The following is a 23909-nucleotide window of genomic DNA, read 5'->3' on the forward strand; positions in this document are numbered from 1 at the left end:
AGGGTCAGTAGCCACCGAGCCGCTGCAGCACGGCCGGCGGGAGTGGCAGGTTGAGGCGGTAGCCGGAAAAGGTGACGGTCACTGTCTCCTTGCGCTCGGGCCGGACCGTGCTGCGAACCTGCCGCACCGGTAGCCAGAAGCTCTGAACCCGGCCCATTTCCGTCTGCAGGTGGTCGTCGATGCGCCCGTCTGGAGAAGTGACGCGCACCTCGGTCGGCAGCATTTTTCCGGAAAATTCCTGGTGGCGGATCTCCATGCTGATGTGCTGGTTGGCGGCGGAAACGAAATCGACCTGGTAGAGGAGCCTGAGGTCGGGGTCGAGGTCAAAGCTAAGCTCGGTCAGATTGTTCTGTGGTACCGGGAGGGAGCGGCCGAAGAAAGCGCCGTCGAGATTGACCGGCCCGGCAAAGCGCAGCCGGACGCCCAGTCGGCGATGGCCATCGAGTCGGGTTTCGGTCACCTCGACCGTCCCCTGCCTGAGCCAGTCAGCGCGGTCAATGGCACGGCTGGGCGGGAAGAGGGAGAGCGGCAGGTCGACGGCAAACTCCCGGGAAAAACGCTCCACCATTTCCTGCATGGTTGGCTGCAGGTTCTTCCCTTCGGCGAGAACGACGCTCGCCATCACCGCCCGCGACCAGTACTTGGTCAGCACCGGAACTTCCGGCCGCGGGACTTCCGCCGGGAGGCTGCTGGTCATCTGGGTGATCATCTCGCCGACCTTCGGCGTGCTGACGGTGACGGCGTAACTTTCGAGTCCGGGTTGACTGGAGCGGTAGTTGCTGCCGATCTGCTCAAGGAGCACCGGGTCGAAGCCGGCCCGGGCCGGCAGGGGGAGAGCGAACAGCAGCAGCAGAACGAGCAGGCGGGTCATGGCAGCCTCCGGAAAAGGGTCGAGGATTGCGCCAGGGATGGCGTGGATCTCAACGAAAGTATAGCGCGGTCGCCGGGGGGGACAAGGGACAGCGGCGGCAGTTGACACTCTTTGCGGCGCGCTGCTATTCTCGGGCCGCAATCGCTGGCAGGGCCAGCATGGCCGGAGTGCAGGAATGAGTGATCTTCTCGATGCACGGAAATACCCCACTGCCTGCGGCGTCTACCTGATGTACGACGCGGCCGGAACCGTGCTGTATGTCGGCAAGGCGAAAAACCTCCGGACCCGGCTGCGGAGCTACTTTTCCGGCCGCGATGAGCGCGCCCAGATCCGTTTTCTGCTCGGCCGGCTGGCCCGGATCGAGACGATCCTCACCGATACCGAAAAGGAGGCCCTGATCCTTGAGAATACCCTGATCAAGGAACACCGCCCCCGCTACAATATCGACCTGCGCGACGACAAGACCTACGTCTCGCTCCGCCTCGATCCGCAGGAAGAGTTTCCTACCCTGCAGGTGGTGCGCAAGGTCCGCAAGGACGGCGCCTACTATTTCGGTCCCTATGCCTCGGCCACCGCGGTACGAGAAACCCTCAAGGAAATTTACCGCATCTTCCCCCTGCGGCATCACCCCCTGGCAACCTGCCGGCGGCGCGGTCGGCCCTGTCTCTTTCACCAGATCGGCCAGTGCAGCGCCCCCTGCCACGGGCTGATCAGCCCGGCCGATTACCAGCAGCTGGTCAAGGGGGTGACCGATCTTCTCGCCGGGCGCGAACGGCAGGTGATCGATCAGTTGCGCGCCCGGATGACGCTGGCGGCGGCCGAGCTGCGCTACGAGGAGGCCGCCCGGCTGCGCGACCAGATCGGGTCGATCCTTCAGACGGTGGAGAAACAGAAGGTGGTAGCGGCCGGCGGCGGTGACCAGGACGTGGTTGGCCTGCATCGCGAAGGAGGGGAGGTGGAGGTGGTTCTCCTCTTTGTCCGCGGCGGCAAGCTTATCGGTCGGCGCCAGTACGGGCTCGAATGGCGCCTCGACGAGGGCGAGCTCCTCTCCTCCTTCCTGCAGGAATTCTATGGTCGCGAGGTGCTGATCCCGGACCAGGTGCTGCTCCCCTTTCTGCCGGAGGACAGCGCGGCCCTGGCGGAATGGCTCGGTGAACGCAAGGGGCGCAAGGTGATGGTCACGGCTCCGTGCCGGGGCGAAAAACGGCGACTTGTCGACCTGGCGGACCGCAATGCCGCCGAATCGTTCCGCGAGCGTGGCAGCCGTCTCGATGCTCGGGAACGGGTCCTCGAAGAGATTCGTGATCGTCTGCACCTGCAGCTTTTGCCACGGCGCATGGAATGCTTCGATATTTCCAATGTCCAGGGAACCCATACTGTGGGGAGCATGGCCGTGGTCCTCGACGGCGAACCGGCCCCCGGCGAATATCGCCATTACCGGATCCGCAGCGTGGCGGGGAGCAACGACTTTGCCGCTCTGGCCGAGGTTCTGGAGCGGCGGTTGCAGCGGGGGAAGGCAGAGGGACTACTCCCGGACCTGATCCTGATCGATGGTGGCAAGGGGCAGCTCTCGGCCGTAGCCGCGGTCCTTGCGGCGGAGGGGCTGGCCGGAGTGGTTGACCTGGTCGGGATTGCCAAGAGCCGGGTGATCGCCAATGTCGGCGGCAGCGCGGTGGAGCGCAGCGAGGAACGCTTCTTTCTTCCCGGGCGAAAAAACCCGGTCCTGCTGCGGCAGGGGTCGCCCCCCCTCTTCCTGCTGGAACGCCTGCGGGACGAGGCCCATCGCTTCGCCATCACCTATCACCGCAAACTGCGCGGCAAGGGCGCACTCCACTCGGTACTGGAAGAAATCCCCGGCGTTGGCGCCCGCCGCCGCCGTCTCCTGCTGCGCCATTTCGGCAGCCTGCAGAAGCTGCGGGAGGCGACCGAGGAGGCTCTCTGTGCCGTCCCCGGGGTTCCCCAGACGGTCGCCCGGGCCGTCTACCGGGTGCTCCATCCGCCCACCGGCGGGAAGCCTTAGCGCTTTGCAGTCTTCAACCGAGGGGCTGTGGCTCCTTCTTGACCAGCATGATGGAGCAGGGCATGCGCCGCACCAGGTCATCGTTGCTGCGCCCGAAGAGGAAATGCTCCAGGCGCCCTTCCTCGTGGGCGAGCATGATCATCAGGTCAACCTGATGTGCTTTTACCGCCGCTACGATCTCGGCGGTAGGTTCACCTTCGCGGATCAGCACGGTTACCGGCAATCCTTCATCCTTGGCGGCCTTGACCAGCTGATCGAGGTCGGCCTTGGTCCCAGCCAGCAGCCGCTGATAGTCTTTCTCCAGCGAGACGATCGGCAGGTTCCAGCCTTCGTAGCCGAAGGGGTTGTGGACGACATGGATCACGTAAAGCTCGCTGCCGTACTTTCTGGCCAGGGAAATCCCTTGTTCAACAGCTTCGCGACAGTATTGGGTCATGCGACTGACGACGAGAATCCGTTCGAATCCGGTCATCTGGCAACCTCCCTTTGAAAAAGGTTATTGATTTTAGTCCTTTATCTTTAGGGTATCGCTACTGTCGCGAGAGTCAACCGATTCCCGGCCCCTCGGCGCCGGGCCCAAAACAGCAACGGCCCCCGGGATTGCCGGGGGCCGTTGCTGTTTCGTTGTTCTGGGTGATTGGTCGGTTGTTACTCGACCGTCACCTGGGCATCTTCAAGAATCACATCGTACTTGTAGCCATAGCCGAAATCCTTGTCAGCGACGACCTTGCCGACAACCAGGACGGTGTCGCCGACCTTGGCCGCGACGTTGGTGGTCACGGTCAGGTCGTTGCTGCCGGCGGCGCCGGTGCCGTCCTGCAGGTGAATCCAGTTCTTACCCATGATCTCGGGGCTGAACTTGACGACCTTGCCGCGGATCTTGACTTCCTTGCCAACCAGCTGCTCCTTGTTGGTGAAGACGTCGGCCACGGTGTTGCCGCCTTCGGCCTTCGTGATCCCCTTGAGGTCGACCGGCGCCGCGTCGACTTTGGTCCGCTCATTGGCGACCGGGTGATTCTCCGGCATCTGCGCAGCCTGGGCCATCGCCTCGGCGCCGCCGACCATGATGCCATCGACGAAGTAGACCATTTCGAAGTCGCGGTCGAGGGTTTTGCTGTGGTAGTTGGCCATCGCCATCCCTTCGGGAACGACGACCGCGTCACCGACCTTGACTTGGAACTCGGGGGCGGCAGCCCAGATTTTTTCGGTTCCGGTGTCGACCTGAACGTAGGTATAACCACCCGAGTTCATGGTTTCGAGGACGGTACCCGATTTTCCCTTGGCGGCCGGTGCCGCCGCGGGGGCTGTAGCCGGGGCCGGGGTTTCGGCCGTTTTCGGGGTCTCGTTTTTGCAGCCAACGGCCAGGCCCAGGGCCATCAGGCCGGCCACCAGAAGTGTCAGAGCGTTTTTCACGAGCATTCCTCCAGCAGGGTTTTCGGGTCGTCTCCGACCCGGATTCGGGGGCTTCGCGACGCCTGGTTTCAGCGCCATGCACACAGTTTTGAACCTTAGCACATCTTCAGGATTGGGTACAAGACCAATTACCGTGCGGCGGGTTCTCTGCCATAACAGGAGGTGAGCCGGGCGAGGCGCGCCGCGAGCGCTGGGCTCCAGGAGTCTGCGCTTGCCCGCCATCCCCAGTTGCCTGCGGCCTGGCCGGGACGGTTCATGCGCGCTGTGCTGTCGAGGCCAAGCAGGTCCTGGGCCGGGATGATCGCCAGTTCGGCGACGCTGGCCAGGGCGAGCCGGATCAGGTCCCAGGGCATCTCCCGGGTACCGGGGCCGAGATAGTCGCAGACGGCCTGCCGTTCCTCTTCCCCCAAGGCCTGCCACCAGCCGAGGGTGGTGTCGTTGTCGTGGGTGCCGGTATAGACGACGCTGTGGCGCTGGAGATTATGGGGGAGGTAGGGGTTGGCCGGGCCGGAACCGAAAGCGAACTGGAGAATCTTCATCCCCGGCAGGCCGAAACGGTCGCGCAGCGCCTCCACTTCGGTGGTGATGAGGCCGAGGTCCTCGGCAACGACCGGCACCGTGCCGAAGACTTCGGCGAAGCGCTGGAACAGTGCTTCGCCCGGGACGGCGCGCCAGTTGCCATTCTCGGCGGTCGGTTCGGCGGCAGGAATCTCCCAGCAGGCTTCGAAGCCGCGGAAATGATCGATGCGGACCAGGTCGGTCTGCGCCAGAGCCCAGCGCAGCCGGTCGAGCCACCAGGAGAAGCCGTCGGCGGCCATCCGTTCCCAGTGGTAGAGGGGGTTCCCCCAACGCTGGCCGGTGGCGCTGAAGTAGTCGGGAGGGACGCCGGCGACCACCGTCGGGCGCAATTCGGCGTCGAGCTGGAAATTGATGCTGTTGGCCCAGACATCGGCGGAGTCGAGGGCGACGAAAATTGGCATGTCGCCGAGGATGCGGATGCCGCGCTCGGTCGCCTGCTGGCGCAACCTGAACCACTGGTCGAAGAATGCGAACTGGGCATATTTTTCGGCGTTGATCTCCTCGGCCAGCGCTTCTCCCCAGTGCTGCAGGGCCGCCTCTTCCCGGTGGCGCAGCGCCGGTTCCCACTCGTACCAGGGTTGTCCGCCGAAGTGCTGGCGCAGCGCCTGGAAGATGGCGTAATCGTTAAGCCAGTAGGCCTGGCTGGTGCAGAATTCGGTGAAAGCCTGTCGACGTTTGCCGCCGGAGCTGGCAAAGAAACGCTTGGCGGCCCTGGCGAGGAGGCGCCTTGACTGGCGATGGACGCGGGCGAAGTCGATACGCTCCGGATTATCACCAAAATCTTCCAGCTCGCCGGCGAGCAGCTCCCCGGCCGTTACCAGCTGGCGCGGACAGATCAGCAGCGGGTTGCCGGCGAAGGCGCTGTAGGCGCTGTAGGGGGAGTCGCCATAGCCGGTTGGCCCGAGGGGCAAGATCTGCCAGACCGACTGGCCGGCGGCGGCGAGAAAATCGAGGAAAAGTTCGGCTTCGCGCCCAAGGGTGCCGATGCCGAATGGTCCGGGGAGGGAGGTCGGATGGAGCAGGATGCCGCTGGAGCGCTGCAATTGCATAGAATATTTCTCCAAAGGGGCGGGCAGGTGCCGCTGCTAAGCCGGGTGGGAAAAATCAACTTGGCTTAAGGATACAAAAAAAGTCCTGATTAGCCCTAATTCTCAGCTGAGGGGCGAGAGCGCTTGGGCATCCAATATGTAGGGGCCCCATTGTTCAATTCATCGCTACGGCTTGGGCTCTTGTAGGGGCGATCCGCATCAAGCTGAGAATCGGACCTAATCAGGAAAAAAGTAGACTCGGCAACAGTCGCATTGTTCCGAAATGGTTCGATTTTCCCTTCGCGGGCCGGGGGCCGGGGTGCCGAAAGACAGCTTGCTGAAAAAAATCCTTATCCTCTCCTTTCTCATGGCCGGGCTCTTTCCGCTCTACCAGCTTCTCTATATCCATCCCGCCTACCAGGAACTGCTGGTCGAAGAGACTGAAGACGAAGCCGAGCGCTTTGCCCGCTATCTGGTGCGGACCCTGCACCTCGATCAGCAGGACCTCGCTCCGGGCTCCGTTCCCGAACTGATCGGCGAAGAGGTCGGCCAGTTGCAGGACGATGCCCTGCTCCGCAAGTTGCGGCTCTTCGGTCCATCCGGGACGATCCTTTACTCCACCGTGCCCGAAGAGGTCGGCGAGGTCAACGCTAAACCGTACTTCCGGGATGTCGTGGCGCGCGGGCAACGTTATTCGAAGGTGGTGGAAAAAAACGACTACACCGCCGAGGGACAACGGGTCCGGACCGATGTCGTCGAGACCTATGTCCCGATCATGGGTGCAGGTCGCTTCCGGGGGGCGGTCGAGACTTACTATGACATTACCGCCAGTCGCCAACGGGTCGCTCTCCTCACCCGCCACTCCTTCATTCCCCTGGCCCTGATCTGCGGCGGCTTTTTACTGGCAGTGCTGCTGCTGTCGCGCAAGGCGAGTCAGCTGCTGACGGCGCGGGCCGAGGCCGAGGAAGCGTTGTACCGGGCCAATGACCTGCTCGAAGGACGGGTGGCGGAACGGACCCGGGAATTGCTCCTTGCCAACGAAAAGCTGAACGCCGAGGTTGCGGAACGCACCCTGGCGCAAATGGCCCTCGCCGGCGCGCTGGAAGATTCCCGGGAGGGGAAACAGAAACTCGACGCCATCCTCTCCTCGGTCGATGACGGGCTGCTGGCCGTCGATGGCGAGGGGCGGGTCCTGCTCGTCAACCCGGCGGCGGAGGTGCTCTTCGGCATCGACCAGGAGGCCGTCGGCCGCCCGCTCTGCGAAGTGCTACAGCCATCGACCCTGCGCGATACGGTCTGCGGCCTATTGCCGGTGGGGGAGACGATTCACCAGTTCGATTTTGAACTGGCGCCGCCGGGACAGGAGCAGCCCCGGGTCTTCCAGGGGCGAACTTCCCAGCTCTTTCTCGGTGAACTGGAGGATGCCGGCCCCGGGATGATTATTCTCATCCAGGATGTTTCCCACGAGCGGGCGGTGGAGCGGATGAAGAGCGAGTTTCTGGCGATGGCGGCCCACGAACTGCAAACGCCGCTGACGACCATCGTCGGCTATTCGGAGCTCCTCTCGACGGCGGCCGCCGGGGCCTTTTCCGAGGAGCAGCAACGGGAATTCCTTGGCTATCTCTACAACAAGGCGATCGGTCTGTCGCGGATTGTCGACGATCTGCTCGATATCAGCCGCATCGAGGCCGGGCAATCGATCAACCTGCAGCATCGTCCCTTCGCCCTGACCGACATCCTCAAGCGCGTGGTCGGCCAGTACCGCCAGCAGGGATCGCACCCTTTCGAGTTGGAGATCGCCGGCGCGGAGATCGAGCTGATCGGCGATCCGGGCCGGGTCGAACAGGTGCTGGAGAATCTCCTCAGCAACGCCGTCAAGTACTCTCCCGCGGGCGGAACCGTGCGGATCGTTGCCGGGGTCCGCGGGTCCCGCTGCGTGATCCGGGTCAGTGATGAGGGGATCGGCATGACGCCGGAGCAGGCCGACCGGGTCTTCGAAACCTTCTACCGGGCCGATGCCTCCGATACGGCGATCCGGGGGACCGGGCTCGGCTTGAGTGTTGCGAAACACCTGGTCGACGCCCATGGCGGTGAATTGCAGGTGCAGAGCGAGATCGGCAAGGGGACGACGATGATCGTCTCCCTCCCCCTCGCTCCGGCGGAATAGCTGCCTCCTTCTCCGTCCACCGGCATTGACCCGCCCCGGCGGATGCGGTATGATCCGCGCAGTCTTCACGGGCCGTTATCCGGCCCGCTTTTTATTCCGGTAACCACCCCGACAACGCAAGAGAGAGACCAGGTTCCCCGTGAGCAAGCAACTGCAGCAGGAAGTCGCCCGCCGCCGCACCTTCGGCATCATCAGCCATCCCGACGCCGGCAAGACCACCCTCACCGAAAAGCTCCTCCTCTTTGGCGGGGCGATCCAGATGGCCGGCGCGGTCAAGGCCCGCAAGGCAACCCGCCACGCCACCAGCGACTGGATGAGCATCGAACAGGAGCGCGGCATCTCCGTCACCACCTCGGTGATGAAGTTCGGCCATCGCGACTGCGAAATCAATCTTCTCGACACCCCCGGTCACCAGGACTTCTCCGAAGATACCTACCGGGTGCTGACCGCCGTCGACTCGGCGCTGATGGTGATCGACTCGGCCAAGGGGGTCGAGACCCAGACCGAGAAGCTGATGGAGGTCTGCCGGATGCGCAACACCCCGGTGATCACCTTTATCAACAAGCTCGATCGGGAGGGACGCGAACCGCTGGATCTGCTTTCGGACATCGAGGAGAAGCTGCAGATCGAGTGCACCCCGATGTCCTGGCCGATCGGCATGGGCAAGCGCTTCCGTGGCGTCTACAACCTCTACCGCAAGGAACTGCGCCTCTTCACCCCCGGTGGTGAGACCCGCCGGCACGACGCCATCGTCATCAAGGACCTGGCCGACCCGCAACTCGACCAGCTGGTCGGCAGCCAGGCCGATGAACTGCGCGGCGATATCGAGCTCCTCGAGGGGGCGGCCAGTCCCTTTGATCTGCAGGAATATCTCAAGGGGAACCAGACCCCGGTCTTCTTCGGCAGCGGTATCAACAACTTCGGCATCGAGGAACTGCTCGACGCCCTGGTCGACCTGGCGCCGCCACCCGGCCCGCGGCCGACGCTGAGCCGCCCGGTTTCTCCGCTGGAGGAATCCTTCTCCGGTTTCGTCTTCAAGATTCAGGCGAACATGGACCCGGCGCACCGCGACCGCATTGCTTTCCTGCGCATCTGCTCCGGGAAATTTAGCCGCGGCATGAAGGTGCGCCATCACCGCATCGGCAAGGATGTCACCCTCGCCAACGCCACCATCTTCATGGCCCAGGACCGGGCCAACGTCGAGGAAGCCTGGCCCGGGGACATCATCGGCCTGCACAACCACGGAACCATCAAGATCGGTGACACCTTCTCCGACAAGGAGCCCCTCAAGTTTACCGGTATCCCCAACTTCGCCCCCGAGCATTTCCGGCGGGTGCGGCTGAAGAACCCCCTCAAGACCAAGCAGCTGGAGAAAGGGCTGGTGCAGCTCTCCGAAGAGGGGGCGGTCCAGGTCTTCCGGCCGCTGATGGGGAACGACTATATCCTCGGTGCGGTCGGCGTGCTGCAGTTCGATGTCACCATGGCCCGGCTCAAGAACGAGTACAGCGTCGACGCGATCTATGAAGGGATCGATTTCGCCACCGCCCGCTGGATCGAGTGTGAGGACAGGAAGCTGCTCGCCGAATTCGAGAAGAAGAACCAGGGGAATCTCGCCCACGACGCCGAAGGAAACCTGACCTACCTCGCCCCGAGCGAGTGGCGGCTCGGTTTCGTTGCCGAGCAGTGGCCCAAGGTCACCTTTCTCAAGACCCGCGAGCACAGCTGACGCTAATGCCCTGCACCGGGCCTGAAAAAAACGCCCCGGGGGTCCAGCACTGGACCCCCGGGGCGTTTTTTCGTGCAGCGAATGTCGGTCCATCAAGGGGGCGGGGGAGGCGGCGACTGAGACGGCTGCTCCCTGACAGTCGGCAGGGTGAAGTAGAAGGTGCTCCCCTCGCCCGGAATACTCTCCGCCCAGACCCGTCCCTGATGGGCGAGAACCAATTCGCGCACCAGGGCCAGCCCGAGGCCGATGCCGCCGGGGATGCGCCGGTCGCTGTCGTCGACCCGGTAAAAGCGGAAGAAGATCTGCTCCAGGTCCTCCTGAGGAATGCCTATCCCTTCGTCGCGCACCCAAACCGTCACAGCCTCTAGCCCTGCGGTCGCGCCCAATGTGATCCTCCCCCCTTTGGGCGAGAAGCGGATGGCATTGACGAGCAGGTTTTTCAGGATCTGGCCGATCCGGTAAGCATCCCCGAAGACCATCGGCAGGTCATCCGGGCAGACCACCTCTATCGGATGCTTGTCGGCGGTAAAGGGGAACTGGCGGCTCGCTTCCGCCAGCAGGGGTGCGATGGCAAGCGGTTCCATCCGGCAGCTTTCCAGCCTGGCCTTGAGGCGTTGCAGGTCGAGAAAGTTGCTGACCAGATCGTTGAGGCGCTGGGCCTCGTGGTAAGCAGTCTGCAGGCAGTCGCGTTGCTGTTCCGGGGGGGGAGCGTATTCCAGAATGAACTCCAGAAAGCCGAGTATGGCAGTGAGTGGAGTGCGCATTTCATGACTTACCGAGGAGATCATCTCGTCCTTGAGCCGTTCCATCTGTTTCTGCCGGGTGATGTCCCGGGCAATATGTACCGCCCCCTGTAGTTCCCCCTGCGGGTCCAGCACCGGGAAGACGGAAACCAGAAAGTCCTGGTTACTCTCTTGCTGGTGCAAGGTACAATATTCCGGATGTTTGCTGTCCATCAGGCGCTCGAACGGGCAGCCCCCCTCGTAGCGTTGCAATCCGGGGAAGACCCTGCAACCAAAAACCGTCGACACTCCAGCCTCGGCAGCCTTTTTACGAATCGCGGCGGCGGCACGATTAATCTTGGTCACCTCGCCGCAGGTATCGACAATTGCTACCGCATCGGTAATCGATTCGAAGGTCTGGGCCCACTCCTGCTCGCTGCGCCGGAGCCTGCTCAAGGCCAGAGAATGTCCTTCGATCTCTTGCTGCAGGTCCGCGTTGAGTTCCGCCATGGACTCGGAATAGGCGAGCAGACGATTGGTAAGCGGGTGCAGGAGGAAGAAAATACCCGTCCCGCCACAAAGGGAGAGCAGCAGAGCGGCCAGTCCCACCGCGGCGAGCTCGCGGTTTCCCTCGGCGAAGAGCTCCCTCTGATCCATGGTGACCAGCAGACCCCAGTCGGTGGCCGGAATCGGCGCGTAGGCCAGCAGGCTCCTGCCCCTCTCCCCGACCCGCAGCAGGCGACCCGATTCCCCGCGTGCGGCCTGCTGCAGAGCTCGCGCCTGGCCGGGAGTGGCTGCGGGCTGGTTGATCTGTCGCTGATCGCCGAAACGTCCCGGAAAGAGAATGGTCGCCTCCTCCCCGCGAACCTCGCCGATCATGCAACTCCCGGTTTGGCCGAGGGCGTCCGGAGCCTGTACGATCTGCTGCAGGGCGGTCGTGGCGAAGAGGACCAAATCGGTTCCCAACCGCCTCTCTCCGCTGGCAATGATCGGTGCGGCGACCACCAGCACCGGCGCGTCGTCAAGGAGAACCGGCCCGCTGATGACCGGGGCAGGGCTGCCGTCGGCAGGAAGTTCCCATCCGCTGGCCGGAAACTCCTGACCGACCCGAACCACCACCTGGCCGTCGACGTCCAGGCGGATGATACCGAGGGTCTCCACCGAACTGTGCAAGGCATCCGCCAGCTTCGGTCGGGTGAAGGCCACCAGTTCGGCGCGGGAAACCTCCCCGGCGTAGAAGGCCGCCAGCCGGTTGCGGATGGCGCTGCGGCTGGTAATCTGGCGGGCGATATCGGACAGACGGCTGACATATTCACCAATCGCTACCGCGCGGATCCGCCCGGTGGCCTGCAGGTTGGCTTCTGCCGACTCCCGGAGATGGGCGCGGAGAGGAAATATGCTGAGGGCAGCGACCAGGATCAGAGCGATCAGGGTGTAGCCAATGGTATAGCTGACGATCTTCCGCTGCAGGCGCCTGGGAATTCGTGGGTCGGAGGTGGAGACCGGCTCCCTGACCATAGGCGACTCTCTCCAGAAGGATAAATTGGGGCAAGGGTAAATTAACGATAACAAATAAAAGACACGTCACAAGGGATGGCGTTGCGCTCCGCGGGGCGATCGTCAATAATGTTTTTCCATGCCGGCGGCTGTCGCTCGGCCACTTCACGCGGGAAAGGAGCAGGTTGCGGATGGGAAGAGAAGATCAGGCTGGCGCATGGTTGCGGGTGCGCGAGGTCCTCGCGACCGCGGCGCCGCAGGGCGGAATCGGGGTCAGGGGGTGGGCGCGCACCCTGCGGCGCGGCAAGGAGCTGGCTTTCGTCGAGCTCAATGATGGCAGCTGCTTTGCATCGCTGCAGGTGGTGCTGGCTCCCGAGCTGGACAATTACGAGACCGTCTCCCGCGCCAGCACCGGAGCCTGCCTCGCGGTCACCGGCGATCTCGTCCCCTCCCCGGCGGCGGGCCAGGCCTGGGAGCTGCACGCGCGATCGGTGACGCTGCTTGGTGATGCCGCTTCGGACTACCCGCTGCAGAAAAAGCGGCACAGCCTCGAGTTTCTGCGCGGCATCGCTCACCTGCGGCCGCGCACCAACACCTTCGGCGCCGTCTTTAGGGTGCGCAGCGCCCTCGCCTTCGCCGTCCATCGCTTCTTTCAGGAGCGCGGCTTTCTCTACGTGCAGACACCGATAATCACCGCCAGCGACTGCGAGGGGGCCGGTGAACTCTTCCGCGTCACCACCCTCGACCCGGTGCGACCGCCGCTGGTCGACGGCGCAGTCAACTGGCGCGAGGATTTCTTCGGCGAAAAGACCGGCCTGACCGTCTCCGGCCAGCTCGAGGGGGAGCTCTTTGCCACCGCCTTCTCCGATGTCTATACCTTTGGCCCGACCTTCCGCGCCGAGAACAGCAATACCAGCCGCCACGCCGCCGAGTTCTGGATGATTGAGCCGGAGATGGCCTTTGCCGACCTCGCCGCCGACTGCCTTCTCGCCGAGGACTTCCTGCGCTACCTGGTGCGTTATGCTCTTGACCACTGCGGCGAAGACCTCGCCTTCTTCGACCAGCGCATCGAACCGGGGCTGATCGCCCGTCTCGAAACCCTCGCCGCCGCCGAGTTCCGCACCATGAGCTACAGTGACGCGGTGCGGGTGCTCGAACAGAGTGGCCGCAGTTTCCAGTTCCCGGTCGCCTGGGGGAGCGACCTGCAATCGGAGCACGAGCGTTTCCTCACCGAGGAGTATGTCGGCGGGCCGCTCTTCGTCACCGACTACCCCGAAGCGATCAAGGCCTTCTACATGCGTCGCAACGACGACGGCCGGACGGTGGCGGCGATGGACCTGCTGGTGCCGCGGGTCGGCGAGATCATCGGTGGCAGCCAGCGCGAGGAGCGCCTCGAGGTGCTCGATGCGAAGATGCGCGCGGTCGGCATCGAGCCGCAGAGTCTCGACTGGTACCGCGACATCCGCCGTTGGGGGAGCTGCCCCCACGCCGGTTTCGGCCTCGGCTTCGAGCGGCTGCTGATGTACGTCACCGGCATGGAGAACATCCGTGATGTCATCCCCTTCCCGCGCACCCCGGGAAGCGCCAGGTTTTGATCCGGCTGCAAGGCTCACCCCGCAGGACCGCCAATGGCGGTCGCTGTCAAAAAGGAAGCGGCGGAACCGGATGGTTCCGCCGCCTGCTTTTTGGGGCGTGGCGAAGGGGCCTCTCAGCGGCCGGTGGCGGCGCGCAGGAAGCGGTCGAGCTGGTTGGCAAACGCCTGCCGGTCAGCGGGGCCGAGGGCGGCGGGGCCGCCGGTCTCGACGCCGACGCCGCGCAGCTCGTCGAGCATGTTGCGCACCGCGAGGCGCTCCTGGATGTTGTCGCTGGTGTAGAGTTCACCGCGCGGGTTGAGGGCGTGCCCGCCGCGACGGATCACCGCGGCGGCCAGCGGGATGTCGGCGGTGACCACCAGGTCGCCCGGTTGAACCCGGTCGGCAATCTCCTGGTCGGCGACATCGATCCCGGCGGCAACCTGGAGGGAACTGATCAGGGGGGATGGCGGGGTGCGCAGCGGCTGGTTGGCGACCAGGATCAGGGAGACCCCGACGCGCTGGGCGGCGCGGTAGAGGATTTCCTTGACACTGCGGGGGCAGGCATCGGCATCGACCCAGATCTGCATCTTTGGAACTCCTGGCGGGGGCAGGGTAATTGGGCCGTAGTCGGCGCAACGCCTGCATTGCGCGGGTCCGGTGTCAGCGGCGCCGGCTGCCGCCGCCGCGCGGGGCCGGTTTCGATTTGCCGGCGGGCCGGCCGGGCGCCGGTTTGGGCCGTTTCTCGGTTGTTGCTTCAGAACTCCTGGCGGCGCCGGGTCGTTTGCCCCCCTTGGGTCCCCCGGGCGTCTGCGGCCGGGCGATCTCCACTGCGAGGATGGTTCCGGTGAGGCGCGCGCCGTCGAGGCAGTTGATCGCCTCTTTTGCTTCGGCCTCGCTTGCCATCTTGACATAGGCGCAGTTGCGCGATTCGCCGCTGACCGGATCGGTCACCAGAAAGACGTAGGAGACCTTGCCGGCGACGGCAAAGAGTTTGCGCAACTCCTCTTCGGTCATTTCGTGCGGGAGGTGCTTGACGTACAGGTCCTTGCTCATGGGTATTCCCCCTTCGTGCTGCCGGTTACCGTAAACCTGCTGCCAAGATAGCGCGTTCCACCCGGCAATCCAAGCAGGAATACGCTGGCCGGCGCCGGTTCAGGAAGCGGTCGGCTGCTGCTTCCCCATCAGGGCGAACTTGACCAAACCGGCCAGGGCCAGGGCGATGAAGAGAAAACCGCGCCAGGTGCCGGGCTCCTTCCCTTCGCTGATGAAGATCACGTTCTCCGGAACGTTCATGCCCAATTGCCGGGCCAGGGACATCAGCTTGTCGCGGTTGCCGTCGGCAACGAGACCGCTGACGACCATGCCGGTGATGTCGCGGCGGCCGTTGAACTCCTGGCGATGCTTGGCGCGAAACTCTTCCTGGGCGGCGGGGGTGTCGAGCTTGAAATAATAGGTCTGCAACAGGTTGAGGATGCGTGGATCGCGGGTCTCAACCAGGACCTGAAAGGTCGGGTCGGTGGGGCTGCTCTTGAGCGGGACGAGGAAGGCCTCGAGTTCGAGACTGCCGGAGGTGGAAATCGCCTCGGCCAGGTCCTCGTAACCCCCGGTCACCTGCAGCCAGTCCCGGGGCGGACCGCTGCGGGTCAACTGCTCCAGGGGGATGACCTGCGGTTCGGGGTTCCGCAGCATCAGCGAGAGGTCGTTCCAGCCGAGCCAGAGGAGCAGCATGCAGATGGCGAGCAGGGTAAAACGGAAACGCTTCATGGTTCTCCTGAAAGGGCTGACACCCGACCTGCCTGCAGCGGCCGGGTGCTGCGGTAAGACAGAAAAATGGGGCCGCCAGGCGGCGACCCCAAAGTATGACAGATTCAGCAGGCAATCGGCAAGCAGATCAGGCGCCGGCGACTTCGCTGACACTGTCGACGACTGCGTCCTTCTGGGTCAGCAGCGAGACGATGACCAGGGCGAGGAAGGAGAGCGGAATCGAGATTGCCGCCGGGCTGTTGATCTGGATCGGCGCATCGGCCGGGAGCAGGCCATAGCGTACCCACATGTCGGGGGAGATCAGGATCAGGCCGAGGGCCGAAGTCAGGCCGACGAAGATCGAGGCGGCCACCCCCTTGGCGGTGGTCTTCTTCCAGAACAGCAGCATCAGGATCGCCGGCAGGTTGGCGGAAGCCGCCACGGCGAAGGCCCAGCCGACGAGGAAGGAGACGTTCATCCCCTCGAAGACGATTCCGAGGTAGATGGCGATAAGACCGACGACGACGGCGGCGATCTTGCCTGCCTTGACCTTGCCGGCGTCGGTCATGTGCAGGCCGAGGAAGTTGTCCATCAGGTCATGGGCGACGGCGCCGCTCGCCGCGACGATCAGGCCCGAGACGGTGCCGAGTACGGTGGCGAAGGCGAGCGACGAAATCACCGCGAAGAGAATCACGCCGAAGGAGAGGGCCAAAAGGGGCGCACTCATGTTGTTGTCGGTGAGGTTGATGACGCCGTTGGTCATGGCGCCGACGCCGAGGAAGAGGGTCAACACGTAGAAGAAGCCGATGGCGGCGATAGCGACGATGGTCGACTTGCGCGCCGCCGCCTGGCTCGGCACGGTGTAGTAGCGGATCAGGATGTGGGGGAGCGCCGCGGTACCGCAGAAGAGGGCGAGCATCAGCGAGATGAAGTTGAACTTCTCGGTTCCGGAGGCGTTGTCGACCTTGAACTTCAGGCCCGGGCGCAGGATGCGGGCGCCGGCGGTCGGCTTCTGGTAGAAGATCTCGTACTTGGTGCCGCCGTCGATGACGTACTTCTTGCCCCAGAGGACGATGGTCGAGTTCTTGACCGCCGAGAGGAAGGCAAAGGGCCCGACCGCCCCGGTCTGCGCCACCGACTCGCCGTCGATCTTGAGCTCCTTGATATGGCCGACCGGGAAGAACTTCCCTTCGCCCTTCTCGGCACCGTTGTAGAGCTTGGTGCCGTCGGCTTTGGTCTCGACGAAGAGGGTTTCATCGAGGGTGTAGCTGCCGTCACTGTTGCTGGCGAAATGCCAGATCGACTCGGCGCCGTTGTTGCTCATCCGCACCAGGTTGGCCTTGCCGAAATCGTTCTGCTGCCAGCCGGCGGCAGAGCTGTAGGCGCCGGCCTGGAGCAGGCCGTCGGCGTTTACCTGGGCGTTCAGGGTCTGGAAATGATGGACTTCACGGTCGCCCCAGCCCTTGGGATCGGTGGAGAGACCGCGGGTCAGCAGGGCGACGACCACCACGGTGGAGACGATGAGGAGCAGGGCCCCCTTGAAGAACTGGACGTAGGTGGTGGAGGCCATGCCGGCAGTGGCGACGATGATCGTTACGACGACGCCGACGATGCAGACGCCGACCCAGTGCGGCATGCCGAGGAGCGGCTTGACCAGCACGCCGGCGCCGACCATCTGCGGGATCAGGTAGAAGACCGAGACGCAGAGGGTGGAGATCGCCGCCATCAGCTGGATCCCCTTGGAGTTGAACTTGGAGTCGAGGGCGTCGGTGAAGGTGTACTTGCCAAGGCGCTTCATCGGCTCGGCGACCAGAAACAGGGCGACCATCCAGCCAGCGAGGTAGCCGATGGCGTACATCCAGCCATCGAAGCCGGCGGTGGCGATCATGCCGCAGATGCCGAGGAAGGAGGCGGCCGAGAGGTAGTCTCCGGCGAAGGCGATGCCGTTGGTGAACCAGTGGATGTTGCCGCCGGCGGCGTAGTAGCCGGCCGAGGAGGTTGTGCGGCGTGCCAGGTAGAAGGAGAGGCCGAGGACGAAGGCGACGAAACAGAAAAAGAGGCCGATGGCCAGCGGAGAAGTATGGTAGATCATGGTCGTCGCCCCCTTACTTGTTCAGACGCGCTTCTGCAGCATTGCAGAGCGAGTTGTAGATGACAGCCAGCACCAGGGCGAGGCCAAGCAGGCCGAAACCGTAGACGACCGCGAGGGTCTGGCCAAAGACGATCTCTTCCATCAGGTGGGGACGGGTGGCGTTGATGACGACGAAGCCGGCATAGACGAGGGTGTAGGCGATGAACATCCAGATGCCGAGCCTGGTTTTGTAGCTGGAGGCATTATCCTTGCCCAGCTTGACGGCGGGTCCGTGTCCCATGGTGATACTCCTTTTCTCTCTCTGGTAATGGGGCCAACAATAAAATGCTGCCGCGGATCGTGAGGGAACGATCGGGATGTGCAGCAGCCGGTAATTTTTCGCTTAAGACGTTGTGGTAAAAAATGCCTTATCTTGTGATAAAAATTTCGCAACATAATACGTCGTTATAAAAACCTGTCAACAGAAAACTTCCGTGAAAACCTCGCACAGACAGGATGAAAATTTACCATTTATTTGATATTGCAGAGCATTCCGGAATGAGAAAAAATCTCCTATCTGATGCCGTAAACGCCATCTTGCGTGATCGGGGAAAACATTCCCGATCTGTTATGGAAAATTCTCAAACGGCTTTTTGTGGAACGGTCAAGGATGCAACAGGACTGGAATTTTTACTTCCGGCTGGGGGTGGGGACGGGCATTCGGGGGGGGAGGTCAGATCGGAATCCGTTTTTTCTTGCAGAAGGCGCGGATTACCATCTCGGTCTGGTTGAGGCGGGAGAGCTTCATGTTCCGCGCCTTGATGGCGAGGGCGTCCTCGCTGGCGATCTTTTCACCGCGCAGCTCGCGGGCGACGATGCCGAGGTTGACGATGATGGTCTTGAGGTCAGCGCCGGTGAACTGCTTCAGGGTCGGCGGCGAAAGGTTGAAATAACCTTCGGCGATGTCCTGGGCCAATTTCTTGGGATTGCCGGCGATGGCCATGATATCCTCCTGATGCAAAAAACAAATGACAGCGGTGGGCCGTCAGGTTCCCATTTCAAGGCGGGCGCTTGGCCCGGTGCAGAACAAGGAGTTGCCGATGCTCAGATACAAGGTCGTGGAAACCACCACAGTGACCGACGAGGCGCTGGAAACGATCCTCAACGAAGCGGTCGGCGCCGGTTGGACCCTGGACGACATCCGCTTTGTCACCAAGGAAGGAAGCCGGCGCCCAAGCATGGCCTTCGTCTTTTTCAATCGTAACGATTAGCCTGTTTCAGTCCTCCCAGTCCTCGATGTCGCGGTAGATGACGGTCTTCTTCGGGTCGGAGGAGGGGGTGGCGCCGCAATGTTCACAGGCCACCTCGTCCGGCTCGTCGTCGAGAACCGGGGGCGCCGGCGCAAGTTCCACCGGCATTCCGGAGCAAGTGCAGTACCACTTGCGGTAGATGGCCATGACCGACCTCCTTTGTCTGGGGTTTGCGGGGGAGTCCGCAGGAAGCTGCCGGTCGCTCCAGTATGACAGCGTGGCGCTGACGACGCAAGGCGCAACAGGCGCGCGGCGCCGATTGTCGGCGGCTTCTCCGCTTCAGTAGACGAGGCCCGCCTTCTTGCGCACCTTGCGCAGCGTCTTGCTGGCCACAAATCGGGCCTTCTCGGCCCCTTTGGCGAGGGTGGCGCGGATGCCGTCGGGATCGGCGAGCAGCTCCCGGCGCCGTTCGGCGTAGGGAGCGAAGAAGTCGCGCACCGTCTCGAACAGCTCCTGCTTCACTTCGCCGTAGCCGAGCCCGCCGGCCAGGTAGCGCTGACGCAACGCGTTTTCCGCCGCCTTGTCGAGAAAGAGCCGGTAGATCTGGAAGACGTTGCACTTATCCGGGTCCTTCGGGTCTTCCACCGGGGTCGGGTCGGTGACGATGCGCATCACCTGCTTGCGCAGCGCCTTCTCCTCAAGGAAGAGGTCGATGGCGTTGCCGTAGCTCTTGCTCATCTTCTGGCCGTCGATGCCAGGGATTGTCGCCACCTCGTCGTCGATCTCCGCTTCCGGCACCACGAAGAGCTCGCCGTAGTGATTGTTGACCTTGATGGCGATGTCGCGGGCGACCTCGAGGTGCTGCTTCTGGTCCTTGCCGACCGGCACCTTGTCGCTCTGGAACAGCAGGATGTCAGCGGTCATCAGCACCGGGTAGGCGAAGAGGGCGTGGTTGGCGGCGATCCCTTTGGCGATCTTGTCCTTGTAGCTGTGGCAGCGCTCGAGCAGACCCATCGGCGTGAAGGTCGAGAGGAACCAGGTCAGCTCCTGGACCTCGGGGAGGTCGGACTGGACCCAGAAGGTGCTCTTTTCCGGGTCCATCCCCAGCGCCAGGAAGTTGGCCGCCGCCTCGAGGGTCCCCTGGGCGAGCGCCTTGCCGTCGCTGACCGAGGTCATGGCGTGGTAGTTGGCGATAAAGCAGAAGAGCTCCTCCTGCTCCTGGTAGTCGATCATCTTCTTCATCATGCCGAAGTAGTTCCCCAGGTGCAGGGAGCCGGAGGGCTGAATGCCGGAGAGGACGCGCATTTTCGTTCACCTCGGAAAAAGGAATGCTGGTTAACAGAAAAGCCGCGGGCATCAGGGCCGCGGCTTTTGATTCGATGCGAGCGCCGCCGACCGGGAGGTCCGCAGCGTGACGACGAGTCAGGGGCGCGCAGACCACAAAGGAAAGGTCCGCCACCACCACTGGCCCAGGCTCAGGTTGTCGCTGTCATATCGGTTCATAGCGCCGATAAGCTAGCAGTTCGCAGCCCCTTCGTCAACGGGGAAATGCCCCGGCGGCCCGGGCCAGCAGGGTGATGGCCAGGTCCAGATGCTGCTCAGGCGGGAGGGTGGAACCGAGCAGCTGGGCCTGACCGGGGCGCGTCTGCAGCCGATCGTCGTAAACCGCCTGCGGCGCACGCCGGCGCAGTTCGGCGCAGATCCAGTTGTAGTTGGCCTCGCGGCTGAGCTGACGCTGTTCGCCGAGGGTGCTGTAATCGGTCTGGTCCTGGCGGACGAGGAGTGGCTGCCGGCCGCTGGCATAGACGAGGAGGAAGGGCTGGCGCTCCTGGGTGGTCGATTCGCTGGTGCTCTTTACGGTCTTGCGCATCATCAGTCCCCCCGTGGCGACCGCCAGGCCGGGGCTGAACTTCTTTTCCTTGGTGGTGCTCGTCGTGGTGGTGGTGATGATGCCGGTGCCGCGCAGCAGCAGCCGGATCTCGCTCCAGGGGAGAAGGAGTCGTCCCCCCTGGCGATCGACCGCCGCCAGCCCGGCATCCGTCAGGGTGAGCTGATGGGCGATAAAGCGGGCGGCCTCCCGCTCGGCAGCGGCCGAATCGAGTTCGAGCACGGCAAAGCCCTCTTCACGCAGACGGCTGGCGCAGGTTGCCGCGGCGCCAGCCTCGGCAAAGCAGCCGACCACCGCCGGTCCGCCGCCGGGGGCGATGACCCGGGCGCGGGCCTCGTAAGGAAGAATGTTGAGGGCGGTGCCGAGCTTGGCAGCCAGCTCCTCCGGGCTCCCCTGCAGCTTGTAGATAGCGACGACGCGCATGTTTCCTCCCGGGTTAGGGCTGAGGATTTGGACCACACCAGCATGCCTTCCCGGACGCCGAAATGCAACCCTCCCACAGCCTTCCCCCCAATGCGCTGACGTGCTATCGTGGCAGCCGCCAATCGCCCCTCGACCGGACAGCGTGACCGATGCCGACCAGCGCCCGAAAAACTGGCTACCATCTCCTGATCCCCGGCGGGCTGATCACCGCGCTGGTTGTTTCCATTGCCCGTTTTCTGCCGCTGCCACCCGGTCTGCAGGCCTTTCTCCCCTTCTACCCGCTGCTCGTCCTCGGCGCCGGGCTCTTCTTCGGCTGGCGCTTCAACCGCAGCCGGCTCCTCTTTGCGCTACTGCTGCTGGTGATCGCCGAACGCACCTTGGCGCTGGCGCCCGCTCCCGAGTTTCTTGCCGCCCTGCGCCTCCTGCTTCCCCTCAACCTGGCGCTGGTCGCCGGCTTCAGCGAGCGCGGCCTCTTTACGCTCCCCGGTCTGCTGCGCCTGCTTCTGATCGGGCTGCAGCCCGTAGCCGTCGCCGCGCTCCACCTCCAGCGTCCCGGGCTGCTGCAGGAGATTTATCGTCGCCCGCTTCTCCCCGGGCCGCTCCCATTCGTCCTGCCGCCCCCTCTGACCGAGCCGCTCCTCCTCGTCCTGCTGATCAGCGCGGCCCTGTTGCTGTTCTGGCTGTTGCGCCGCCCCGGTCCCCTCGAAGGGGGTTTCGTCTGGGCGACAGGGCTCTCTTGCTACCCGCTCCTGGTCGCCTCGCCCGGCGCCGGCGCCAGCGTCGCCTTCGCCAGCGCTGGGCTGATCCTGGTGGCGGCGGTGATCGAGCTCTCCTACAGCATGGCCTTTCGCGACGAGCTGACCGGGCTGCCGGCGCGCCGTTCCCTCAACGAGGCGTTGCTGCGGGTCGGGCGGCGCTACACCCTGGCGATGGTCGATGTCGATCACTTCAAGAAGGTCAACGACCGCTACGGTCACGATGTCGGCGACCAGGTGCTGAAGATGGTGGCGGCGCGGCTGGCGCGGGTCAAAGGCGGGGGGCGGGCGTTTCGCTACGGCGGCGAGGAGTTCACCGTCCTCTTCCCCGGCAAGGATGCGGCGACGGCGCTCCCCCATCTCGAGGCCCTGCACCAGGCCATCGCCGCCGCCGGTTTCACCCTGCGCGACGCCGCCCGCCCGGCCAAACGGCCGCAGCAGCCGCCGGCCAGGACCGGCAGCCAGCGTCTTTCGGTCACCGCCAGCATCGGCGTCGCTGAGCGGCAGCCTGGCCAGCACCCCGAGCAGGTGATCAAGGCCGCCGACCAGGCCCTCTACAAGGCGAAGCAGACCGGGCGCAACCGGATTTGTGGGGCGGGGGAGAAGGCGGGGAAAGGGATTCGGACGCGGGGGTGAGAAAGCGGGTCAGCGCCGCAGCAGGAAAAGCCCGAGGATCGAAAAGAGGATGCCGAGGGTGCGCTGCAGGGTGACCGCCTCGTGAAAAAAGAGGATGCCGGCCACCGCCATGATCGCGGCGCCGCCGGCGAGGATCGCCGGCACCGCGGAGATCGGGCCGCCGCGCTGGAACAGCAGGAAGAAGGCGACGGTGCCGGCGCCGACGCAGATGCCGGTGAGGGCCGAGTAGCTGAAGCCGGAGAGGGTGAGCTTCTGCTCCCAGCGGCCGTTGAGCCAGAGGACGCCGAGATAGAGCAGGATCGTCAGGGTCGCGACTGCCTCGACGACGAAGCCGCCGACCCCTTCGCCGATGTGGTCGGCGGCGAGGCGGGTGAAGATCTGATGGGCGCCGTAGAGGACGGCGGCGGCGATGGCATACCAGAACCAGGGTGCCATGAATCGGTTCCTATTGGGCAGAGAGATGGAGCGATTTCTGTTGCCGGGTACTCATTTCAATCCGCCGCCAGGAAGCGTCCCATGGCAGCGACGATTTCCTCCACATCCTCAGGGGAGACTTCGGAGAACCAGATCTTCTGCGGGTAAATCATCACGTTGGGCCCCTGGGCGCACAGCCCCATGCAGCCCGAGTTGGAGATTCTGACCTTTCCCTGCCAGCCCTTCTCGTCAGCGACCTCCTTCAGCCTGGCCCGGACCAACTGGCTCTGGTTGTCGGCGCACGATTTTCTCTCACCCTTGCGGTCGTTGGTGCAGACGAAGATGTGGGCTGTGTAGGGGGATTGGCTCTGGGCAGGCATAAAGAGGCTCCGATTCTTTGTTGTTCTCAAGGTCACAAGGCGAATCAGTGAAGCAAAGAGAAGACCGCGCGCTGCCGCTGGTTGATCGTCTGCTTGTGCAAAGTGCAGACCTGAAGCCTGTAAGGTCCATAACCCGGTCTTGTTCTGAGCCCTTGCTTGTGGTACAGTGTCACGTACATATTCTGAAGGGAGCTGAAAATCATGGATGCAATTACATATACCAGTGCACGAAGTAACTTAGCAAAAACAATGGAAAAAGTGTGCGAGGATCATGACCCGGTCATTATCACGCGCCGCAATGAAAGCTCAGTTGTCATGATGTCTCTTGAAGACTTTCAAGCTCTTGAAGAGACTGCTTACTTACTGAGAAGCCCCAAAAATGTTCGACGCCTTCTCGAGTCAATTGCTCAACTTGAAACAGGTGGTGGCACCGAGCGGGAGCTTACCCTTTGAAGCTGATATTTTCCGAAAATTCCTGGGAAGATTACCAATATTGGGTACAAACTGATCAAAAAATCCTCAAGCGGGTGAATGCTTTGATTCAGGATATTCAGCGTTCGCCTCTTTCTGGTATCGGGAAGCCTGAACCTTTGAAGCATGGCTTATCGGGTTATTGGTCTCGTCGAATCAATGATGAGCACAGAATCGTTTATAAAATTGTAAATGATTCAATATTTATCGCCCAAGTTCGATACCATTACTGATAATGATTCTTGCGCAACGAGCAGGTAGAAATCGCTCATGCAAATGTC

At 63.3% G+C, this 23909-nt stretch carries 24 protein-coding genes; 8 read left to right on the forward strand and 16 right to left on the reverse strand.

The annotated features are described in order from the left end of the window. Positions 1 to 4: 4 nt before the first annotated feature. The gene (locus DBW_RS04695; RefSeq protein ID WP_066724961.1) at positions 5 to 871 is read right to left on the reverse strand and encodes a hypothetical protein; all 867 of its coding nucleotides are present in this window, start codon (positions 869 to 871) and stop codon (positions 5 to 7) included. Positions 872 to 1046: 175 nt separating this feature from the next. Between DBW_RS04695 and uvrC the strand changes: the two genes are divergently transcribed. Continuing rightward, positions 1047 to 2891 (forward strand): excinuclease ABC subunit UvrC, encoded by a 1845-nt coding sequence (uvrC, locus tag DBW_RS04700; protein ID WP_066724963.1) that lies wholly within the window; start codon positions 1047 to 1049, stop codon positions 2889 to 2891. A gap of 13 nt (positions 2892 to 2904) precedes the next feature. On the opposite strand, the gene DBW_RS04705 is transcribed toward uvrC, so the two are convergent. From DBW_RS04705 to malQ, 3 genes are all read right to left on the reverse strand, one after another. Beyond that, on the reverse strand, positions 2905 to 3363 hold the full coding sequence (locus DBW_RS04705; protein ID WP_066724966.1) for a universal stress protein: 459 nt from the start codon (positions 3361 to 3363) through the stop codon (positions 2905 to 2907). Between the two features lie 176 nt (positions 3364 to 3539). After that, entirely contained in the window at positions 3540 to 4304 is a 765-nt protein-coding gene (locus DBW_RS04710) for a hypothetical protein (protein WP_157471770.1), read from the reverse strand. Positions 4305 to 4432: 128 nt separating this feature from the next. Then, entirely contained in the window at positions 4433 to 5932 is a 1500-nt protein-coding gene (gene malQ / locus DBW_RS04715) for a 4-alpha-glucanotransferase (RefSeq protein ID WP_066724977.1), read from the reverse strand. A gap of 298 nt (positions 5933 to 6230) precedes the next feature. On the opposite strand from malQ, the gene DBW_RS04720 reads away from it, so the two are divergent. Both DBW_RS04720 and DBW_RS04725 read left to right on the forward strand, forming a co-directional pair. After that, on the forward strand, positions 6231 to 8078 hold the full coding sequence (locus DBW_RS04720; protein WP_197463729.1) for a sensor histidine kinase: 1848 nt from the start codon (positions 6231 to 6233) through the stop codon (positions 8076 to 8078). Positions 8079 to 8217: 139 nt separating this feature from the next. Then, positions 8218 to 9804 (forward strand): peptide chain release factor 3, encoded by a 1587-nt coding sequence (locus DBW_RS04725; protein ID WP_066724983.1) that lies wholly within the window; start codon positions 8218 to 8220, stop codon positions 9802 to 9804. A gap of 92 nt (positions 9805 to 9896) precedes the next feature. On the opposite strand, the gene DBW_RS04730 is transcribed toward DBW_RS04725, so the two are convergent. Next, positions 9897 to 12044 carry an ATP-binding protein gene (locus tag DBW_RS04730; RefSeq protein ID WP_066724986.1) on the reverse strand — a complete coding sequence of 716 codons (2148 nt, stop codon included), beginning with the start codon at positions 12042 to 12044 and terminating at the stop codon, positions 9897 to 9899. A gap of 170 nt (positions 12045 to 12214) precedes the next feature. On the opposite strand from DBW_RS04730, the gene asnS reads away from it, so the two are divergent. Next, positions 12215 to 13618 carry an asparagine--tRNA ligase gene (gene asnS, locus DBW_RS04735; RefSeq protein ID WP_066724990.1) on the forward strand — a complete coding sequence of 468 codons (1404 nt, stop codon included), beginning with the start codon at positions 12215 to 12217 and terminating at the stop codon, positions 13616 to 13618. A gap of 113 nt (positions 13619 to 13731) precedes the next feature. On the opposite strand, the gene DBW_RS04740 is transcribed toward asnS, so the two are convergent. The 6 genes from DBW_RS04740 to DBW_RS04765 all read right to left on the reverse strand — a co-directional run bounded on the left by DBW_RS04740 (position 13732) and on the right by DBW_RS04765 (position 18414). Then, on the reverse strand, positions 13732 to 14184 hold the full coding sequence (locus tag DBW_RS04740) for a YaiI/YqxD family protein (protein ID WP_066724993.1): 453 nt from the start codon (positions 14182 to 14184) through the stop codon (positions 13732 to 13734). A gap of 73 nt (positions 14185 to 14257) precedes the next feature. Further along, entirely contained in the window at positions 14258 to 14650 is a 393-nt protein-coding gene (locus DBW_RS04745) for an RNA recognition motif domain-containing protein (RefSeq protein ID WP_066724996.1), read from the reverse strand. A gap of 99 nt (positions 14651 to 14749) precedes the next feature. Beyond that, positions 14750 to 15361: a hypothetical protein gene (locus DBW_RS04750; protein WP_066724998.1), complete on the reverse strand. Its 612-nt coding sequence runs from the start codon at positions 15359 to 15361 to the stop codon at positions 14750 to 14752. Between the two features lie 127 nt (positions 15362 to 15488). Continuing rightward, positions 15489 to 17432, reverse strand: coding sequence for a sodium/solute symporter (locus tag DBW_RS04755; RefSeq protein WP_066725002.1), 1944 nt, complete (start codon positions 17430 to 17432; stop codon positions 15489 to 15491). A 13-nt stretch (positions 17433 to 17445) separates the two neighbouring features. Beyond that, complete coding sequence (locus DBW_RS04760; RefSeq protein WP_066725005.1) at positions 17446 to 17712, reverse strand: DUF485 domain-containing protein; 267 nt, start codon at positions 17710 to 17712, stop codon at positions 17446 to 17448. 432 nt (positions 17713 to 18144) lie between these two features. Beyond that, entirely contained in the window at positions 18145 to 18414 is a 270-nt protein-coding gene (locus DBW_RS04765; RefSeq protein ID WP_066725009.1) for a hypothetical protein, read from the reverse strand. Between the two features lie 97 nt (positions 18415 to 18511). On the opposite strand from DBW_RS04765, the gene DBW_RS18045 reads away from it, so the two are divergent. Next, entirely contained in the window at positions 18512 to 18682 is a 171-nt protein-coding gene (locus DBW_RS18045; RefSeq protein ID WP_082820182.1) for a DUF4177 domain-containing protein, read from the forward strand. 6 nt (positions 18683 to 18688) lie between these two features. Here the strand turns inward: DBW_RS18045 and DBW_RS04770 are convergent, their stop codons facing one another. The 3 genes from DBW_RS04770 to DBW_RS04780 form a co-directional block, all read right to left on the reverse strand. Then, a complete protein-coding gene (locus DBW_RS04770; RefSeq protein ID WP_066725013.1) occupies positions 18689 to 18868 on the reverse strand; it encodes a hypothetical protein in 180 nt (59 codons plus the stop codon). A 132-nt stretch (positions 18869 to 19000) separates the two neighbouring features. Then, positions 19001 to 19966 carry a tryptophan--tRNA ligase gene (gene trpS, locus DBW_RS04775; RefSeq protein ID WP_066725016.1) on the reverse strand — a complete coding sequence of 322 codons (966 nt, stop codon included), beginning with the start codon at positions 19964 to 19966 and terminating at the stop codon, positions 19001 to 19003. A 232-nt stretch (positions 19967 to 20198) separates the two neighbouring features. Further along, the gene (locus tag DBW_RS04780; RefSeq protein WP_066725019.1) at positions 20199 to 20972 is read right to left on the reverse strand and encodes a hypothetical protein; all 774 of its coding nucleotides are present in this window, start codon (positions 20970 to 20972) and stop codon (positions 20199 to 20201) included. A gap of 149 nt (positions 20973 to 21121) precedes the next feature. Here DBW_RS04780 and DBW_RS04785 point away from each other — a divergent pair, with 149 nt between their 5' ends. Next, complete coding sequence (locus DBW_RS04785; protein ID WP_066725022.1) at positions 21122 to 22363, forward strand: GGDEF domain-containing protein; 1242 nt, start codon at positions 21122 to 21124, stop codon at positions 22361 to 22363. Between the two features lie 9 nt (positions 22364 to 22372). Here DBW_RS04785 and DBW_RS04790 read toward each other — a convergent pair whose 3' ends face one another. Both DBW_RS04790 and DBW_RS04795 read right to left on the reverse strand, forming a co-directional pair. Next, positions 22373 to 22798, reverse strand: coding sequence for an EamA family transporter (locus tag DBW_RS04790; protein WP_066725025.1), 426 nt, complete (start codon positions 22796 to 22798; stop codon positions 22373 to 22375). 56 nt (positions 22799 to 22854) lie between these two features. After that, complete coding sequence (locus tag DBW_RS04795; RefSeq protein WP_066725028.1) at positions 22855 to 23157, reverse strand: (2Fe-2S) ferredoxin domain-containing protein; 303 nt, start codon at positions 23155 to 23157, stop codon at positions 22855 to 22857. 201 nt (positions 23158 to 23358) lie between these two features. On the opposite strand from DBW_RS04795, the gene DBW_RS18050 reads away from it, so the two are divergent. Both DBW_RS18050 and DBW_RS18055 read left to right on the forward strand, forming a co-directional pair. Continuing rightward, the gene (locus DBW_RS18050; RefSeq protein WP_082820183.1) at positions 23359 to 23610 is read left to right on the forward strand and encodes a type II toxin-antitoxin system Phd/YefM family antitoxin; all 252 of its coding nucleotides are present in this window, start codon (positions 23359 to 23361) and stop codon (positions 23608 to 23610) included. Beyond that, on the forward strand, positions 23607 to 23861 hold the full coding sequence (locus tag DBW_RS18055) for a Txe/YoeB family addiction module toxin (protein ID WP_082820184.1): 255 nt from the start codon (positions 23607 to 23609) through the stop codon (positions 23859 to 23861). The genes DBW_RS18050 and DBW_RS18055 overlap by 4 nt, the downstream gene beginning before the upstream one ends. Positions 23862 to 23909 lie beyond the last annotated feature (48 nt).

Source organism: Desulfuromonas sp. DDH964, from assembly GCF_001611275.1.
Classification (GTDB): domain Bacteria; phylum Desulfobacterota; class Desulfuromonadia; order Desulfuromonadales; family DDH964; genus DDH964.

What these genes read in the sequence shown, in the direction of transcription:
- DBW_RS04695 (WP_066724961.1), bottom strand. Translation starts at nt 871, where the DNA reads ATGACCCGCCTGCTCGTTCTGCTGCTGCTGTTCGCTCTCCCCCTGCCG.
- uvrC (WP_066724963.1), top strand. Translation starts at nt 1,047, where the DNA reads ATGAGTGATCTTCTCGATGCACGGAAATACCCCACTGCCTGCGGCGTC.
- DBW_RS04705 (WP_066724966.1), bottom strand. Translation starts at nt 3,363, where the DNA reads ATGACCGGATTCGAACGGATTCTCGTCGTCAGTCGCATGACCCAATAC.
- malQ (WP_066724977.1), bottom strand. Translation starts at nt 5,932, where the DNA reads ATGCAATTGCAGCGCTCCAGCGGCATCCTGCTCCATCCGACCTCCCTC.
- DBW_RS04730 (WP_066724986.1), bottom strand. Translation starts at nt 12,044, where the DNA reads ATGGTCAGGGAGCCGGTCTCCACCTCCGACCCACGAATTCCCAGGCGC.
- asnS (WP_066724990.1), top strand. Translation starts at nt 12,215, where the DNA reads ATGGGAAGAGAAGATCAGGCTGGCGCATGGTTGCGGGTGCGCGAGGTC.
- DBW_RS04740 (WP_066724993.1), bottom strand. Translation starts at nt 14,184, where the DNA reads ATGCAGATCTGGGTCGATGCCGATGCCTGCCCCCGCAGTGTCAAGGAA.
- DBW_RS04745 (WP_066724996.1), bottom strand. Translation starts at nt 14,650, where the DNA reads ATGAGCAAGGACCTGTACGTCAAGCACCTCCCGCACGAAATGACCGAA.
- DBW_RS04750 (WP_066724998.1), bottom strand. Translation starts at nt 15,361, where the DNA reads ATGAAGCGTTTCCGTTTTACCCTGCTCGCCATCTGCATGCTGCTCCTC.
- DBW_RS04755 (WP_066725002.1), bottom strand. Translation starts at nt 17,432, where the DNA reads ATGATCTACCATACTTCTCCGCTGGCCATCGGCCTCTTTTTCTGTTTC.
- DBW_RS04760 (WP_066725005.1), bottom strand. Translation starts at nt 17,712, where the DNA reads ATGGGACACGGACCCGCCGTCAAGCTGGGCAAGGATAATGCCTCCAGC.
- DBW_RS04765 (WP_066725009.1), bottom strand. Translation starts at nt 18,414, where the DNA reads ATGGCCATCGCCGGCAATCCCAAGAAATTGGCCCAGGACATCGCCGAA.
- DBW_RS18045 (WP_082820182.1), top strand. Translation starts at nt 18,512, where the DNA reads ATGCTCAGATACAAGGTCGTGGAAACCACCACAGTGACCGACGAGGCG.
- DBW_RS04770 (WP_066725013.1), bottom strand. Translation starts at nt 18,868, where the DNA reads ATGGCCATCTACCGCAAGTGGTACTGCACTTGCTCCGGAATGCCGGTG.
- trpS (WP_066725016.1), bottom strand. Translation starts at nt 19,966, where the DNA reads ATGCGCGTCCTCTCCGGCATTCAGCCCTCCGGCTCCCTGCACCTGGGG.
- DBW_RS04780 (WP_066725019.1), bottom strand. Translation starts at nt 20,972, where the DNA reads ATGCGCGTCGTCGCTATCTACAAGCTGCAGGGGAGCCCGGAGGAGCTG.
- DBW_RS04785 (WP_066725022.1), top strand. Translation starts at nt 21,122, where the DNA reads ATGCCGACCAGCGCCCGAAAAACTGGCTACCATCTCCTGATCCCCGGC.
- DBW_RS04790 (WP_066725025.1), bottom strand. Translation starts at nt 22,798, where the DNA reads ATGGCACCCTGGTTCTGGTATGCCATCGCCGCCGCCGTCCTCTACGGC.
- DBW_RS04795 (WP_066725028.1), bottom strand. Translation starts at nt 23,157, where the DNA reads ATGCCTGCCCAGAGCCAATCCCCCTACACAGCCCACATCTTCGTCTGC.
- DBW_RS18050 (WP_082820183.1), top strand. Translation starts at nt 23,359, where the DNA reads ATGGATGCAATTACATATACCAGTGCACGAAGTAACTTAGCAAAAACA.